Source organism: Antrihabitans stalagmiti (genome assembly GCF_016482825.1).
GTDB lineage: Bacteria > Actinomycetota > Actinomycetes > Mycobacteriales > Mycobacteriaceae > Antrihabitans > Antrihabitans stalagmiti.
Genome location: NZ_JAEMNV010000001.1, coordinates 308,993 through 325,354, shown reverse-complemented (window position 1 = coordinate 325,354; position 16,362 = coordinate 308,993). Strand labels below are relative to the sequence as shown.

Below are 16,362 nucleotides of genomic sequence, written 5' to 3'. Positions count from 1 at the left end.
CACATTGTTGCTGGCTTCGCGCGGTAATGTCGACAAAACGGCGCAGTCAGATCGTCACGATTGGGGCAGCTGTATGGGAACTGTCGGTAGAACCATCCCTCGTCCGATCGGCGCCAGGTGTGGAACGAGACCGCCGGCTTCGGCAATCGCCATCAGGTCGGGAAGGGTGAAAGCGTCTGCTGCCTCCACATCGACCTGGTAGCCGAGGTCGCCCAAACTCGCCACCGTGACCCTGCTCAGCGGATTGCCTGGCTCAGCGATGAAGCCCGACATCAACTCGTTTCGGAACACGGTCTCGCGCCAATGACCCTCGGCTGTCCCTGGCCCGCCGGTGTTCTCGACCGGAACGGCGACGGACGTCGTAGCCGCGCGGAGCGTCCGATACTCCCCCATCGCGGCCGGACCGGTAAAGGTCGGATTCGAGGTACCGGCGCCGGCGAGCAGACCTTTCGTCCGCCACAGGGTGCCGATACCGAGCACGTGGCCCATCTCGTGTGTGATGACGTCGGTCAGGGTCTCGTTCGATTCCATCTCGGCCAGGTCGGCGATATCGAACGACATGATGCCTTTGACAGGCAGTTGTGAATCCGGTGCCGACGACACGGGCCTGAGGTGCGTCGGTCCTGCCTGTCCGAGGATGCGACCGGTGCCGTCGATGTCTGCGCCCTGGGCGAGGATCAGCAGGTCGTCGACGGCTTCACCGTCGACGTTCACACTCGGCAGATCGCCGACGATGACCGTGGCCCAACGATCGGCCGCCGTGGCGAATGCCGCCTTCTGTGTGTCCGTCAAGCCCCCGACGAATCGCACCGAGATCGTGAACGGCGACGTCGTATCGGCGAGTTCGGCTGCGCGGGTCGGGTCTGCGCGTGCGACATACATCTCGTAAACGGCCATGTCCCGCAACCCTACTCGGACAGCGCACCATGCGCCGTCGAGCGAAACACCACGAACCGCATCGCGAGATACATAAAGATCGCCTCGCAGCCACCGGCAACGAGACGCGCGAGATGGTATTCGAGTCCGATCGCAACGAGACCGGTACCGACACCGAGAATGAACGCGAAATAGTTGATCGCGATGACGATCGCGTATCGAACCGCCTGCCGTCCGACCGGAGAATGCGAACGGAAGTTGAAGGTTCGATTCAGCACGAAGCTGAGCGCGAACGCCATGACATAGGCAACGGTGACCGACACAGGAACCGGCCAGTCCCAGAGCCCGTGGAATACCGTCAGCAGCAGTAGATCGACCGCAAAAGTGAACGAGTTGATACACGCGAACCCGAGCAGTGTCGGAGCGACGATTCGATCGAGCCCGAACGGCAGGCGGCGGACAACCGCCTCGCACATTCTCGCGAAGGTGTCGACCGTGGTCGCTGTGGCCGTCATTACCCCAGCCTGACAATGCGAGATGACCGGAAGACGACGGCGAGGTGAGCAAACTGCGTTCCGCCTCGTACGCTAGGTCCGCACAAACGAAGAGGAGCGAGTCAGCACCCATGCAGCCCACCCAAGCGAAACCTGAGGTCGGCGCTGCGCAGGAGCGTGCCCGTCAGGTCACGAGTGCCGTCGCCACCTGGCGAGGCCAACTGATCGACTTGAGCTGGCGGAATCAGCTGCTGTTCTACCGCGACCTTCGCTTCGGAACGCTCGACCTGGCAGACGCCGATCCAGTGGCTGTCGAGGCACTGCTCGGCAAGCAGGCGGTGACGCTGTCCCGGTTGTACCGCAGGCACCTGCTCGCCGACCGAATGAAGCGACTCCGTGCGATCCGCAACAAGGCACGCGAAGCGCTCGAGGAGCGTGGCATCACAATCTGCTACCTCGCCGTCGGGATGGCGACGTGGCGCAACGCCCAGGGTGCGGCAATACCCGCGGCGCCGGTGCTGCTGCTCGAAGCCACGATCACGGCGACCGGAGCAGCCGAAGACGATTTCGAGATCGAACTGACGGGTTCGCCCGTCGTCAACCCGGCGTTGCTGCACCTACTCGCGGAGCAGTTCAGAGTCTCGATCGACGGCGACGAGCTCGCCGGATTGCTCGACGGTTCGGGTTTCGATCCGCGCCCCGTGTTCGACCGGCTTGCCCATCGCGCGGGGTCGATAGCTGGTTTCGCGATCGACGACCGTCGCGTTCTCGGCACGTTCTCCTACACCAAGCTGCCCATGGTCGAGGATCTGGAAGCCAATCTGGCCGCGATGATCGACCACGACGTCGTCGCCGCCATTGCGGGCAATCGACATGCCGCGCAGGCGTTGTCGTCAGCCGGCTCGCCGGTAGGCATCGAGGACCCGGATCGGATGCCGCCTGCCGACGAGTTCCTCGTGCTCGACGCGGACTCGTCGCAGACATTCGCGATCAACGCGGCGGTCGCAGGCCAATCGATGGTGATTTCCGGGCCGCCCGGCACCGGGAAGAGTCAGACGATCGCCAACATGATCGCGACGTTGGTCGCCCGCGGTCAGAGTGTGCTCTTCGTGGCCGAGAAACGCGCGGCGATCTCTGCGGTCCTCGATCGACTCGACGGGGTCGGACTCGGCGACGTCGTTTTCGACGTGCACGACGGCGGTGGGTCGAGGTCGGGCCTCGTGCAGACCTTGACCAGCGGGTTCGGTCAGGTCGGTGCGCCTGCACACGACGAACTCGCGCTGCACGAACGCCTCGTCGTTCGGCGCGACCAACTCAATGCACACGACGAAGCGATGAACCGGCGCCGCCAGCCCTGGGATGTCAGCGTGTACGAGGCGCAGAGTGCGTTGCTGGGCCTTTCGGCAAAGTACGGTTCGGCAGCGGAAACCGATGTTCGGCTCGGCGGAGCTGCGGTGTCGGCGCTCGATTCGATCGCGATGCGACGGATCAGAGAGGAGTTGGCCGAATTCGCCGGACTCGGCGGCTTGACGATGAGCGCGTCCGACACTGCGTGGGCCGGTGCAGACATCGCTGCCGCGGACGCCGCAGAACATGCGATGAGGGCAGCGGTCCAACTGCACTCGAAAACGGCTCCCGAAGCGTGGCGCGCACTCGACGAGGTCGCGACGCAGTCCGGGTTGCTCGGCGCGAAAACCGTTGCGGGCTGGGTCGAATTGCTCGGCTTTCTCGATCAGGCAGCTGCAGTCCTGCGGCAGTTTCGGCCCGAGGTTTTCGAGGCACCCCTCGATGAGCTGGTCGCAGCGACAGCGCCGCGCCAATTGCCGAAGGATCGCTCGGCCGCAGTTGCGCTGTGGATCGGCGACGGCAAACCGAATCGAAAGGTGTTGCACGCCGGCCTACTTTCGGCTCTCGAGGTGCGCAGGCGGTGGGCGGCGCTGACGCTCGACGGTGGGAATCCGCGAGTCCCGAACGGGTTGGCGGGCGCGCAGAACCGTTTGGGTCGGCTGCGGGCGGAGTTGGCGATACTCGGAAGACATTTGAGCTGGGTCGATTTCGACGCCATGCCACGACCGCTGTTGACGCAGACTCTCGCAGCGCTCGCCCGCGACGAACGGTCGCTGCGAAAGCTCCCCCGCATCAACGAATTGGCTTCGCGCTTCAGCAGAACAGGCCTAGACCCGCTGCTCACCGAGCTCCGCTCACGCAAACTCGACCCGGAGGCCGTCGCCGCCGCATTCGAAATGTGCTGGTATCGATCGGTTCTCGACAGAGTCGCCTTCGACGATCCGCTGATTGCCAATTTCGATGCCGGACTGCACGATTCCCATGCCACCGAGTTTCGCGACATCGACGCCCGCCACATCCGGGAATCGAGCCAACGAGTCCGCGACGCGGTCGGAAAACGTGCTGCCGCAGCAGAACTCGCCCACCCGGAGCAGGCCCGGATCATCGCCGCCCAGGCAGCGCGCAAGCGCGGCCATCTCTCGTTGCGCCAGTTGTTCTCCGCAGCACCGGATCTCGCGATGGCGATGAAGCCGTGCTGGGCGATGAGCCCGCTGGTCGTCAGCCATCTCCTACCCGGCGACAAGCCCTACTTCGACGTCGTCGTGTTCGACGAAGCCAGTCAGATCATTCCGGCCGACGCCATCGCAGCGATCACCCGAGCACGCAGCGTCGTCGTCGCAGGCGATCGAAAGCAGTTGCCACCGACGCAATTCTTCGCCGTCGACGCAGAAGACACCGGCGAGAACGTCGTCAACGACGACGGCAGTATCAATATGGCGCTGACGACTGGCTTCGAGTCGATCCTCGACGTACTTACAGCCGCGTTGCGAAGCGACCGGACCCGGGCACTGACATGGCATTACCGCAGCCGTGACGAGCGGCTCATCGCGTTCTCGAATGCGTGGGTGTACGACAACTCACTGACGACATTCCCCGGCGTCGCAGGCCGAGACTGCCTGTCGCTGGAGCTCGTTCGGCAAGCGCGCACAGCGGTTGCCGACGACGACAGCGTCACCGCCGAGGTCGACAAGGTGGTCGCCAAGATCCTCGATCACGCGGCGAACCGTCCGCACGAATCGCTCGGCGTGATCACCATGGGCATCAACCACATGGAACGGATCGACCGCAGGCTGCGGGAGCGGCTGCGGACCAAGCCGCGGCTGCGCGCATTCTTCGACGACCCGCCGCGTGAGGCCTTCTTCGTCAAGAACCTCGAGCGTGTGCAGGGTGACGAGCGCGACGCGATCATTCTGTCGATCGGCTACGGAAAGCGGCCGGACGGCAGTCTGAGCCACAACTTCGGACCGCTCAACCAAGAAGGTGGGCATCGTCGCCTCAACGTCGCGATCACGCGTGCACGCAGTCGGATGACGTTGGTGTGTTCGTTCAGCCACAACGACATGGATCCCGAACGGTCGACGGCGCCTGGTGTCGCCATGTTGCGCGCTTATCTGCAGTACGCGGCGGCGCGCGGCGAGCAACTCGACAGTGGGCCTACGCGTCCTGTTCTCACGCCTTTCGACGTCTCTGTGCGCGATCGACTGGTCGCAGCGGGTGTGCCCGTCGTCGCCAAGTACGGTGTCGCCGGGCACTGGATCGACTTCGCCGCAGCACATCCCGACGATCCGGACCGGCGGGTGCTTGCCATCGAAGCCGACGGTCCGAGCTATCACTCGTCGGCGACCGCACGAGACCGCGACAGGCTTCGCCAGGAGCAACTCGGCCGGCTCGGCTGGTCGTTCCACCGCGTGTGGGCGACGGATTGGTTCACCGACTCCGAGGCCTGCATTGCCAGGGCGCAGGCGGCGTATTACCGGGCTCTTGCCGTTGATGCCGCCGCTTTGCCCGTCGAGTCCGGGAGGCCGATCACCGACTACCGCGACGGCGAGCTTGTCGCCGCCCTGATCTGGATCAGCTCCGACGGCGTCATTCGTGACAACGACGAGTTGTACCGAGAATTTATGGCAGCACTCGGATTCGGCAAGAGCGGAACCCGAATCCGGGCGAGGTTCGACAAGGCGTTGCGCTACTCACGGGTGCGGCTGTAAATCGGTACCGTCGCGGTGACGTCAGGATGCACACAACGGGGTCGGGATGCAGTCGATCGGTCACACACCGACGCGAATCGGTGCAACCTGATGCACCGCCGTGCCACCGGGCATCGACACCGCTCCACTGCACCACCACTGCCGAAACCGGTCCCCCACCAGAGGATCGACATCTCCCGAAGGGAGCACGCGGTCATCGAGATCCTGTGGGCCGCGTGAGCAATCGCTTAGCATCGTCGGTGTGGACCTCCCCGTGATGCCTCCCGTGAAACCGATGCTCGCAAAAGCTGCGCCCGAAATCCCCCGCGGCGCAGGCATGAGCTACGAACCGAAATGGGACGGCTTCCGCTGCATCGTTTTCCGCGATGGCGGCGAACTGGAGCTCGGCTCGCGAAACGAACGACCGCTCACACGCTACTTCCCGGAACTGGTCGAGCTACTTTCCCAAGCACTCCCCCAGCGGTGCGTCGTCGACGGCGAAATCGTGCTGGTCACCGACAAGGGACTCGACTTCGACGTTCTGCAGCAACGGCTGCATCCAGCCGAATCGCGAGTTCGCAAGCTGGCCAACGAGACTCCGGCCAGCTTCGTCGCCTTCGATCTCCTCGCGCTCGACGACACCGACCTGACACCCGAACCCTTCAGCGAACGGCGACGCAGGCTCGAAGAGATCATCGACACCGCGCTCGCACGAGTGCACCTCACCCCGCTGACCACCGATGCCGACGTCGCGCAGGACTGGTTCACCCGATTCGAGGGCGCCGGCTTCGACGGCGTCATGGTCAAACCGCTCGACCTGCCGTATCAGCAGGACAAGCGCGTCATGCTCAAGGTCAAGCACGAACGCACGGCCGACTGTGTCGTCGCAGGTTTTCGCTGGCACAAGGACGGTGTCGGCGTCGGGTCGCTGCTGCTTGGCCTGTTCGACGACGACGGCCGGATGCACCACGTCGGCGTCGCGAGCAGTTTCACCGCAGCCCGGCGCAAAGAACTCGTCACCGAGTTGGACCCGCTGCGCGCCAACGCTTTAGCCGACCACCCATGGCGGGAATGGGCCGATGCCCAAGCGCAGGCGACCGGAAAGATGCCCGGCGGAGTGAGCCGCTGGACCGGGACCAAAGACCTGTCCTGGGAAGCACTGCGACCCGAACTGGTTGCCGAGGTTCGCTACGAGCACGTGATGTCCGGACGCTTCCGGCACGGTGGTCGACTCGTCAGATTCCGCTCGGACCGAACCCCCGAGTCGTGTACCTACGCTCAACTCGACGAAGTAGCACCGGCAGAACTCTCCGCAATCTTCGACGAAGCCGCGGCGGCGACCAAGGGAGCAACCACACCATGAGCGACGACCCGATCATCATCGAAGACGGCGGCAACCAGATCACCGTTACCAGTCCGGACAAGATCTTCTTCCCCAAGACCGGGCACACCAAGCTCGACGTCGTTCGCTACTACGAGTCAGTGAAAACTCCGCTGCTCGCCGCGCTCGGCGGTCGACCGCTGCTGCTCGAGCGGCACCCCGAGGGAGCGGGCGGCAAGTCGTTCTTTCAGAAACGTGTCCCGAAATCTGCGCCGTCCTGGCTGACGACAACCGAGGTGTCGACGCCGAACGGGACGACCAGCGACGCCCTCGTGGCCGCCGACCTCGCCCACATCATCTGGGGAGTGAACTTGGGCTGCATCGGATTTCATGTCTGGCCCTATCACGCGGACACCCCTGAGTTCGCCGACCAGCTACGCATCGACCTCGATCCGTCACCCGGCATCGGCTTCGAGCAGTTGCGCGAAGGTGCCGTCCTGACCCGCGAGCTGCTCACCGAGCTGGGTATCGACGCACACGTCAAAACCTCCGGCTCCCGCGGTCTGCACATCTATGCCGCGCTCGAACCGAACTGGGACAGCTACCAGGTCCGCGCGGCGGCGGTGGCGCTCGCCCGCGAGCTGGAGCGGCGGCACCCGGACAAGATGACGGCCGCGTGGTGGAAAGAGGAACGCGGCTCCCGCGTCTTCGTCGACTTCAACCAGAACGCACCACACAAAACGGTATTCGGCGCATGGTGCGTCCGGCCGAAAGTCAGCCCACAGGTCTCCACCCCGATCACGTGGGACGAGCTGGATACGGTTGTCCCCGAAGAACTGACGATCGTGACGGTCCCCGGTCGCGTCGCCGACGGCGTCGATCCGTGGGCAGGGGTTGCCACGAATCCACAGTCCATCGCACCGCTGCTCGAGATGTCGGATCGAGACATGGCCAACGGCATGATGGACGCGCCATGGCCACCCGTCTATCCCAAAATGCCGAACGAACCACCACGCGTTGCGCCGAGCCGTGCCAAGAAGACCTGAATAGACGTAGCCTGGCGGCAAAGAAACGGAGCCAGTAGTGACACAACATCTCGAAGGCAATTTCACCGGCGCAGCGGGCGACCGCATCTACTGGCAGTCGTGGTTGCCTGAGTCCGTCAGCGCGGTCGTGGTGATCTCCCACGGCGTCGCCGAACATAGCGGCCGCTACGAACACCTGGCAAACGAACTGGCCGACAACGGTTATGCCGTGTATGCGATCGACCATCACGGCCACGGCAAGTCGGCGGGCAATCGGTCCAACATCGACCGGATGGCCGGAGTCGTCAGCGACCTCGACACTCTGATCGGCATGACTGGCGAATCACATCCCGGTCTGCCGATCTTCCTGCTCGGCCACAGCATGGGCAGCCTCGTCGCATTGCAGTACGTGACGGGGTCGCCGCGCAACCTCCGCGGTCTGGTCGTGTCTGCGCCACCACTCGAGATCACGGTCGGATCGTCCATCGAACGCGCCGCCGCGCCCGTGCTGTCTCGGTTGCTACCGAATCTGCCTGTGCTGCAGCTCGATTCGTCGGAAGTCAGTCGCGACCCGAAGGTGGTGCACGACTACGACACCGATCCGCTCAACTTTCGCGGCCGGCTGCCGGTCCGCACCGGCGCCGAGGTACTTGCGACCGCACAGAACATGCGCGGCCGCCTGTCGCAGCTCTCGCTTCCGGTGCTGATTCTGCAGGGCTCGGCAGACAAACTCGTCGATCCGATCGGCGCTCAGGTCGTCGCAGACGGGGTCTCGTCCCCCGACATGACGTTGAAAATCTACGACGGTCTCTATCACGAGGTGTTCAACGAGCCCGAGAAGGCGACGGTCATCGACGACCTGGTCGCGTGGCTCAAAGCCCACCTCTAGACGAGCGGTCGGTCGAACCGCATACGCAACCGCAGGTCCGCGAGATAGAAGTTCATCGGGAACTTTCGTAGCGGTCCCGGAAGCCGACGTGTGATGGCACCGATCGCGCCCATGGATCGGTCGAAAATTTTCTGATCGCGGGCAGTCCACGACAATCCCATCTGGTCGCGGAACTGCTGTGGCAGAAACCCGGTGACGACGAACCGCTGCGCCGGACCGAGCCACGCTCTGATCGGTAGCGGTAGGAAGTCGAACATCACCAGGCCGTACAGGTATTCGCGGACCGTCGGGTCGATCGAGATCTCTTCCACCGAGCGTTCCCAGAATTCGCCGAACGCTTCGCGGTCACGCGGCCACATGCTGCGATCCACCTGCAGGGTCGTCGCCAACCGCGCCGAGTGCAGATACATCTGGTCGAGCGCGGCGGGTTCGACCGGGCCGTGCATTACCAGCAGGGTGTCCTCCAGGCCCTTGTACAGGCACGCAGCCACCCACAGCTGCAGCTTGGGGCTGAACGCGTTGTACTTGACGGGACTGTTCGGACCGGAGTGCACGGGTCGGTGCGAGGTGTTGACAGCCTCGCGGTATCGAAGCCGTTCTTCGTCGGTGCCCAACAACGCGACCGATAGATACGAGATCGTCGTACGCGCCCGCTTGATCGGATGTTTCGTGACCTTGCCGCTGTCGACGGTGCTTTCCACCACCCCGTAGCCGACCGGTGCGCTGCTCAGCTGCATGATCACGTTGGCGGTTCCACCGAGAACGGCGGCAACACCATAGATGTACGGGTCGAGGTCGAAATCAGGGTTCGGTTCCAACGGAGCGACCTGATCCGACGCACTGGCAATCGACATGATGCCTTCTCCCTACTGCGTCGTCGTTGATGCAGTGACACCAATACTCTCTCATCGTATCTATCGGTGTCAACGACCGAACTACTATTGCCACGATGGACGTCCGAACGCTCCCCGACCCAAGCGTCGTCGTTCTGATCGGACCCGGCGCCGCAGGCAAATCCACCTGGGCGGCAGCCAATTTCCCGCCCGCGACCATCGTCTCCAGCGACCGACTTCGAGCATTGGTCGGCTCGGGCGAGGACGACATCACGGCAAGTGCCGACGCCTTCGCGATACTCGACACCGTTGTGACAACACGTATCGCGCGTCGCCTTACGACGGTCATCGACACACTCGGCTTCGACGAGACGCGTCGGCTCGCCTGGGTGGCAGCCGCACGCAAAGCCGGCATTGCGTGTATCGCCGTCGCCTTCGACATCGACGCCGAGGAAGCGAAACAACGAAACAGGTCGCGTGCCAAGCGGATACCGGCCGACGCGCTCGACAGGCAACTGCGAACCTGGCGCGCCGTGCGTGACACCCTCGAATCCGAAGGCTTCGACGAGATTCTCCGTCCACAGCCTGTACGCCTTGTCGCAAAGCCGTTCGTGACCGCAGCAACCGCAGCACAACGTCAAACAAGCACGCCGACCCGATTACGCTTCGGCCTGCATCTCACCGGCTTCACGTTTCCCGGCGGATCGAAGCACACCGCTGTGCACCTCCGCGAGATCGCGACGGCCGCCGAACGTGCAGGCTTCGACGCCATCTACGTCATGGATCATTTCCGTCAGATTCCGCAGATCGGCAGACCGTGGGAAGACTTCCTGGAGAGCTACACCACCCTTGCTTACCTGGCCGCGTGTACCGAACGCGTCCGGCTCGGCACCCTTGTCACCGGCATCACTCACCGAAATGTTGCGCATCTGGCGAAAATCGTTGCGACGCTCGATGTCCTGAGTTCGGGCCGAGCGGTCTGCGGACTCGGGCTCGGGTGGTGGGAGGACGAACACCGTGCCTACGGGTTGCCGTTCCCATCGACCGGCGAGCGATACGAATCGCTCGAAGACGCGCTCCAAGCATTGCCGAGAATGTGGGCACCCGGCGCCAAACCGTTCGAAGGCCGAACCCTCACCATCGCGGACACGTCGTGTTACCCACGACCGCTGCAGGCGCGGCTGCCGATCATCGTCGGCGGTTCCGGTGAACAGCGCACCTTGCGTCTCGCCGCTCACTACGGCGATGCGGCGAACGTTTTCGGTGACGCCGCAAACGTGCGCCGCAAGACCGGCGTCCTCCGCGACCATTGCATCGCACTGGACCGCAGCCCTGCCGACGTCGAGATGACCCAGCTGTCAACGGTTCTCATCGGTGCCGACCGACACGACGTCGAGCAACTCGTGGAGTCGATGCGGCCGCGTCGCTGGACACCGGCCCGCTATGCGACGTCGGTGAACGCAGGAACGGTCCATGACCACGTCGGCCGTTTTCGCGAACTCGCCGACGCAGGAGCTGCCGAGGTGATGGTCCGGATCGCAAACCTCACCGACCCGGCACCGCTCGAACTCGCCGCGAAGGTGATCGAGCGGTTTCGCTAACTCCCCGGTCACCAGCCTGGACGACCACCGATCGGGATGTTGACGTAGCTCGGCGCGTTCGGATCGAGGTCGAGATGCTGCGGCTTCAGTTCGCTCTCGTTGAGCAGCGGACGCAGCAGCATGCCACGAGGGAAGTTGCTCGCGAACACGTCGACACGAAGCCTGTGGCCCGGCTGCAGTACCGCGTCGGTGGCGGTCAGTCCGATATCGATGGCCGTCGGCTGACCGGGGACGATCGGCTGACGGGTGTCGAGGGTAAGGATGTTGTACGGATCGGTGAGGTCACCGTTGCTCGATCGCGCACTCTTCGATTCGTCGATGGCCCGCAGGGACGAGGTGATCTGTCCTGACGTCAACACGGTCGAACGACCATCCGGCGCAACATCGTTGATCGTCGCCGACCAGTAGCCGTCGGTCGCGTCGAGCACGGTGTTGAGGTGCACGTTGACGGGTCCTGAGATCAACGTCGGCTCCGCGACCGGTGCACTTGTGAAGGTCAGCCCGTTCAGTTCGTGCGGACGACCATCCTTGGCGCAGCCGGAGAAGATAGCCAACGCACCTGCGGTGATCTGCGCATTGTCGCGGGAGCACAGACTTGCCAGACCCGGTCCGACCGTAAGTCGAGTGAAGCCACCCGGCTCCTGCCTGCCCAGGCTGCCGTCGTGCAGGCTGGTGTTGGTCGTTCCGCTCGGTGCGCCCGAGAGATACATCCGCTCGTAGTTCATACCTGCGCGCGGGAACTGATCGGTCGTGGTCCAGGAACCGCCCTGTTGGAACGAGGTGATCGGACCGTAGGTGTCGATTCCGTTGTCGATGCCTTTGAGCCACTTGTCGAACCACGCGCGCTGCAGCACGTCCAAGCGCGGTGGGTAACCGGGTGAACCGAAACCGGCGCCGGGGTTGATGTGATAGCTGTCGTCCATGATCAGCTGCTTCTGCCCCGGCGGAACGTCGATCGCGTTGTAGATCTTGGGCTCGGAGTTGGTGAAGATATCGTGCCAACCGCCGATGACGAACGTCGGAATCTTGATCTTCTCGGGCTCGACGAGCATGCCTTGCCGCAGCGAACTGTCTTCCTGCAACAGCTCCTGCAGGTTCGGCGGTATCTGATCCACGCTCGGCACGGTCAGCGCGGCAATCACCATGTCGAAGAACGTCAACGGACTCGCCGCTCGGTCGGCGAGCCACTTCCAGTCGAAATTGCCCTGCAGGATCGACACCATGTCGGGCGTGAGCTTGGTGAGGTTCACCGCGGCCAGCCACAACGGGATGAAGCCGATACCGAAGCCGCCACCGGTGGCAAGGATGTCGCGCAGCAGATCGCCTCCCGGCTCGGTCGGGAAGATCGCCTTCAACGCAGGCGGTTGCGCCGCTGCCGCCTTGACCTGGTTGATCGCCGAGTACGAGACACCGGTCATCCCGATCTTGCCGTCCGACCACGGCTGCTTGCTTGCCCAGTCGATCACTTCGAGGGTGTCCTGCTGCTCGCGCTCCTGGAACACCTGCCAGATGCCCTGCGAGAAACCGGTTCCGCGGACGTCCACGACGACCTGGGTGTATCCACTCTGAATGAGTGAGCGGTCGACGCTGAAGCTGCGAATCAATCCGCCGCCGAATGCGCGGGTGAGGTCGGTGATGCCGTCGAACGGGGTCCCGGAGAAATTGATGTCACGGAACAACTGCAGCAGCACGTCGGACAGGCCCGGGATCGACCCTGCCGAATCCGCGATCATCGAGATCAGCTTCGTGTACGGCGTCATGTTGACGATGGTCGGCGTCGGCGTATCGACGATCCGGCCGGCGGCGTCCATCGGGCGATAGACGTTCGACTTGAGGACCGTGCCGTCGCTCATCGTGATGGGCACGTCCCAGTCGATGTGCACCCCGGGATACTGCTGCGGACCGTCTGCGACCGCAGCCCACGCGACCCCCGCTGCCCCACCGTCCGGCGCCGCCTGTGCGCCAGGCGATACGAACGCCGACACCATCACCGCGGCGACAACCACTACACACGCACGCAAACGCCAACCAACACCGTTGTTCATCAGCCCCGACCGATCCGTCCTGCAGAGAGGGAAGTTGGACTGAGGCTAACCCACCGAGCGCGACTCCAGCCGGATTCGTAGGTCGAAAATGTCGAGTGTGTGCGGCAACGCCTTTGTCGTGTCGAGTACCTTTCCGACGATCTGCGCATCGTGGCTCACGAGAAGTCGCGCCAGCACAGCGATTCCGAGAAATATCGACAAGCCCGAACCCGGGCAATCCTGAGCACCGTGGCTGAAGAAATTGAACGACCAGTCCTGCGCGGCGGAACCCGATATCCATTCTTCGGGGGCGAATCGGTCCGCGTACGGGATGCGATCACGATTGCGGTGATTTCCCAGATTGAAGATGAACACCTGCGTTCCCTCCGGCACCGAATCGCCGGCCAGCGCGGTCTCCATCGTTGTGACCCGTCCGAACAACGGCGTCGTCGGCCAGAGCCGCATCGCCTCCTGCAGACATGCAGCGAGGTAGGTCGCTCCGGCCACGCTCGACGCCTCGTCGAGGTCGAGCGTCGACAATTCTTCGCGCACCTTCGATGCGACGTCGCCGTCGCTTGCGATCACGGCGAGCGCACGAAAAACATTGGCAGGCAGCGTATCTCCCATAGCAAACATCCAATGGACCACCTGACCCGCCGGGCTCGTCAGCTCGTCGTGCGGCGCCTCCGCGACAAGCGCTGCCAAACTGCCTGGCGCTGCCTGATCGACATAGCTCGTCACCTTCGCCATAAACGGGGCGAAGTGTTCCGACTCCTCGCTCGGCGTGTTGTTGGCCTCGTCCATCAGGGTTCCGAGCAGGTCCGACAACTCCTCGTCGTCCGCAGCCGGGTCGCCGAAGATGACCCGGCGGGTGACTCTGCGAAACGCGTCGTTGACGCGATCCCAGTTCAATTCCTCCGCTGCCTGCCTGTCCGCTTCGTCGTACGCGACACCGAGAAAGGTTTGGGCGAGCCGGTGCAGCGGCTTGCCGGTGTCGAGTACGGCCTCCGCGAATCTACGACGGTTCTCCCAGACACTCCCCCTCGAAATCGTCAGCGCATCAGGCTGGAAGTGCGACATTCCTTTCCGCTTCGTTTCCGGATCCGCAGCGAAGGGGTGTGGGGAACCATCGAGCACCGCTTTGATATCGCTCGGTCGATGGACGATGACGGACATATCCTTACCGACCCGGATATAAAACGGTCCCTTGTCGAACTTGCGAACGAGCCCTTCGTAGAAGCGCACGGCCAACTTGTCCGCATCGACCTTGGTGGCGACGCCCGTCACCGTCTTGCGGCGCCGGAACAAGCCCTGCACGACGTTCGGAACGGCAACCTGAGCAGTGAAACGGACGCCTTCGATGGTCGACGCGGACGGTATCGACTTTCCCACTGTCAGTCTCCGAACGGCATGTAGGCCTTGACCGTGCCGGCGAGGCGACTGATCGGGTTCTTCGATTCCGGGGCGTTGCCCCATGGTGCGAACACTCGATCCACTCCCTGCACGGCCGGCGCCAGCTCTGGATAGTGGCGCAACAGAACGTCTTTCATCGTGGTGTTGTTGACCCAATCGAAGCCCAGTTTGGTGTAGATCTCGGGCCGGAAGTCCTTGGTGAAGAAGCGATCGCTCTTGAAGCGCCGCGACGCCATCAGAATGAAGATGCGAAAAGCTGTGTCGGAGAAGCCGAATCCCTTCGGCGGCTTCTCGGCGTACATGCCGACCTGCAGATCGACGAGGTCGATGTCGCCCTTGTAGATGTCGGCGATCTCGGCGGCCCACTGCTTGTTCGGGGTGAGGTCGGCGAACGACTTGCGCCGCGGCATGTTGATCGCCTCACGAAAGTCGTTGTAGCGCGGCACTCCTCGTTCGCGGTCGCGCACGATGTCCAACGTCGCGAGATCTGTGACCTGACCGTCCACCCGGGTCAACTTGCGTAATGCGTTCGGGTAGTTGTGCAGGCACACAGCACCGGCGCTGGCAACGCCGAAGGTGAACCACATGTCGCCCATCTCGTAGCGGTCCATGAAGTCGCGTGTGTACTTACCTTGAATGTCGGTGAAGTACGCGCGCTCCAACAGTTCACCGCTGGCAAGGGAGCGGAATTCCCAGTCGTCGGGGATCAGTGGATGCATCCGATAGACCGACGTGAATTCTTCCGTGAGCGCGAACGGCGCGCTGTGATGGTCGGTCGAGGATCCGATGATGCCACTCAATATTTCGCTGTCACCGACTCGTCCAAGCCTGTCTTTGAACGTTTCGCCGAGCGCGCCGTACCAGTTGGCGTTCATGCCGATCTGCAGTGCCGGGTGTCGCAGGACGCACGTCGTCCATTCCACGGTGTGGATCTTGGCGATCAACGCGGCAACCACCAACCAGGCAATCTCGAAGAGCCGCTGATCGTCGAACTCCGGGTACTCCTTGTGCAGCGCGTCGCAGACACTGTTGTGCTCACGCGCGAACAGCGTGTGCAGCAGACCGACCCCGACCCACCAGTTCTCCTTCATACCCGTGAGATCGATGCCCGGCTCGTCGCTGTGCGGCAGTCGCAGATCGTCGCCGAGTTTGACCTTCCCACCTTCGAACGTGCGGATCTCCGCTTGCCGCTCGGGTCCGCTGCCGTAGATCTGCGACGCGTCCCACCAGTGGGTTTCCTGATTCACGTAGATCGGCGCGTTGCCGTTGGCCGGCCCCTGCCCCTCGAGCAGGGGCGTCTTCCGGATGAGCATCCTGTTGCCGGGCCACTCGTCGCCGTCCCGCAGTGGGACCTCGATCGCGCCGTCTTCGACGCCCGACCCATGGAAGAACCAGTTGTGGTTCTCGAATTGCAGCCACGCTGCTGCGAGCGCGTTGATGATCCCCGCGGGCTTGAACGTATCTCGGGCCATCAGCTTTTCGCTGATGTCGCGAGGGTTCGGATCGAGCAAACGGGCACGGTCTGGCTTCGTCTTCGCCAACGGGACATTTCGACCGAATCCGGTGCCCTTGGCGCCCATCTCAGGATCGGAGAGGTCGTTCCAGGTGCCGTCGGGTGTTCTGGCTCGTAGCACTTCCGGCGGCGGCTCGGCGACCTCGACCTTCGGTCTGATGCCTGGCGCTTCGAAGAGGTTGTCCTTGCGCAGATCCTCGCGCAGCTTGCCCAAGCTGGCCAACTGCAAAGCGAGCGAAGGATATTCGTACCATTGACGACCCATGGCAGTGCTCCATCTTCCGACACGCCCGGCGGGCCGACAGGGCTGGATGGCACCCGACGGGCGAGTCGAGCGTA

11 protein-coding genes are annotated in these 16,362 nt (G+C 63.5%); 5 read left to right on the top strand and 6 right to left on the bottom strand.

The features are described from left to right. Positions 1-54: 54 nt before the first annotated feature. Both JGU71_RS01545 and JGU71_RS01540 read right to left on the bottom strand, forming a co-directional pair. Positions 55-897, bottom strand: a complete 843-nt coding sequence (locus JGU71_RS01545; protein ID WP_199701292.1) for a leishmanolysin-related zinc metalloendopeptidase — start codon at positions 895-897, stop codon at positions 55-57. Positions 898-908: 11 nt separating this feature from the next. After that, complete coding sequence (locus tag JGU71_RS01540; protein WP_233528562.1) at positions 909-1,391, bottom strand: GtrA family protein; 483 nt, start codon at positions 1,389-1,391, stop codon at positions 909-911. A 110-nt stretch (positions 1,392-1,501) separates the two neighbouring features. Between JGU71_RS01540 and JGU71_RS01535 the strand changes: the two genes are divergently transcribed. The 4 genes from JGU71_RS01535 to JGU71_RS01520 all read left to right on the top strand — a co-directional run bounded on the left by JGU71_RS01535 (position 1,502) and on the right by JGU71_RS01520 (position 8,639). Continuing rightward, positions 1,502-5,425: a PDDEXK-like endonuclease domain-containing protein gene (locus JGU71_RS01535; protein ID WP_199701291.1), complete on the top strand. Its 3,924-nt coding sequence runs from the start codon at positions 1,502-1,504 to the stop codon at positions 5,423-5,425. A 241-nt stretch (positions 5,426-5,666) separates the two neighbouring features. Further along, the gene (locus tag JGU71_RS01530) at positions 5,667-6,767 is read left to right on the top strand and encodes an ATP-dependent DNA ligase (RefSeq protein WP_199701288.1); all 1,101 of its coding nucleotides are present in this window, start codon (positions 5,667-5,669) and stop codon (positions 6,765-6,767) included. After that, entirely contained in the window at positions 6,764-7,771 is a 1,008-nt protein-coding gene (ligD, locus tag JGU71_RS01525) for a non-homologous end-joining DNA ligase (RefSeq protein WP_199701286.1), read from the top strand. The genes JGU71_RS01530 and ligD overlap by 4 nt, the downstream gene beginning before the upstream one ends. Positions 7,772-7,808: 37 nt before the next feature. Continuing rightward, the gene (locus JGU71_RS01520; protein ID WP_199701284.1) at positions 7,809-8,639 is read left to right on the top strand and encodes an alpha/beta hydrolase; all 831 of its coding nucleotides are present in this window, start codon (positions 7,809-7,811) and stop codon (positions 8,637-8,639) included. Here the strand turns inward: JGU71_RS01520 and JGU71_RS01515 are convergent. Continuing rightward, positions 8,636-9,493: an oxygenase MpaB family protein gene (locus JGU71_RS01515; protein ID WP_199701282.1), complete on the bottom strand. Its 858-nt coding sequence runs from the start codon at positions 9,491-9,493 to the stop codon at positions 8,636-8,638. The two genes, JGU71_RS01520 and JGU71_RS01515, sit on opposite strands and share 4 nt — an antisense overlap. Before the next feature lie 95 nt (positions 9,494-9,588). Here JGU71_RS01515 and JGU71_RS01510 point away from each other — a divergent pair, with 95 nt between their 5' ends. Continuing rightward, positions 9,589-11,073, top strand: coding sequence for a TIGR03560 family F420-dependent LLM class oxidoreductase (locus tag JGU71_RS01510; protein WP_199701280.1), 1,485 nt, complete (start codon positions 9,589-9,591; stop codon positions 11,071-11,073). A gap of 8 nt (positions 11,074-11,081) precedes the next feature. Here the strand turns inward: JGU71_RS01510 and JGU71_RS01505 are convergent, their stop codons facing one another. From JGU71_RS01505 to JGU71_RS01495, 3 genes are read right to left on the bottom strand one after another with little or no spacing between them, the layout of a single operon-like run. Beyond that, positions 11,082-13,118 (bottom strand): CocE/NonD family hydrolase, encoded by a 2,037-nt coding sequence (locus JGU71_RS01505; RefSeq protein ID WP_199701279.1) that lies wholly within the window; start codon positions 13,116-13,118, stop codon positions 11,082-11,084. Positions 13,119-13,163: 45 nt separating this feature from the next. Then, the gene (locus JGU71_RS30320) at positions 13,164-14,489 is read right to left on the bottom strand and encodes a cytochrome P450 (protein ID WP_199701276.1); all 1,326 of its coding nucleotides are present in this window, start codon (positions 14,487-14,489) and stop codon (positions 13,164-13,166) included. A 2-nt stretch (positions 14,490-14,491) separates the two neighbouring features. After that, positions 14,492-16,288 (bottom strand): peroxidase family protein, encoded by a 1,797-nt coding sequence (locus JGU71_RS01495; RefSeq protein ID WP_199701275.1) that lies wholly within the window; start codon positions 16,286-16,288, stop codon positions 14,492-14,494. Positions 16,289-16,362 lie beyond the last annotated feature (74 nt).

Bases quoted from the DNA above. Each gene is read 5' to 3' on its own strand.
- JGU71_RS01545 (WP_199701292.1), bottom strand. From the start codon at position 897: ATGGCCGTTTACGAGATGTATGTCGCACGCGCAGACCCGACCCGCGCA.
- JGU71_RS01540 (WP_233528562.1), bottom strand. From the start codon at position 1,391: ATGACGGCCACAGCGACCACGGTCGACACCTTCGCGAGAATGTGCGAG.
- JGU71_RS01535 (WP_199701291.1), top strand. From the start codon at position 1,502: ATGCAGCCCACCCAAGCGAAACCTGAGGTCGGCGCTGCGCAGGAGCGT.
- ligD (WP_199701286.1), top strand. From the start codon at position 6,764: ATGAGCGACGACCCGATCATCATCGAAGACGGCGGCAACCAGATCACC.
- JGU71_RS01515 (WP_199701282.1), bottom strand. From the start codon at position 9,493: ATGTCGATTGCCAGTGCGTCGGATCAGGTCGCTCCGTTGGAACCGAAC.
- JGU71_RS01510 (WP_199701280.1), top strand. From the start codon at position 9,589: ATGGACGTCCGAACGCTCCCCGACCCAAGCGTCGTCGTTCTGATCGGA.
- JGU71_RS01505 (WP_199701279.1), bottom strand. From the start codon at position 13,118: ATGAACAACGGTGTTGGTTGGCGTTTGCGTGCGTGTGTAGTGGTTGTC.
- JGU71_RS01495 (WP_199701275.1), bottom strand. From the start codon at position 16,288: ATGGGTCGTCAATGGTACGAATATCCTTCGCTCGCTTTGCAGTTGGCC.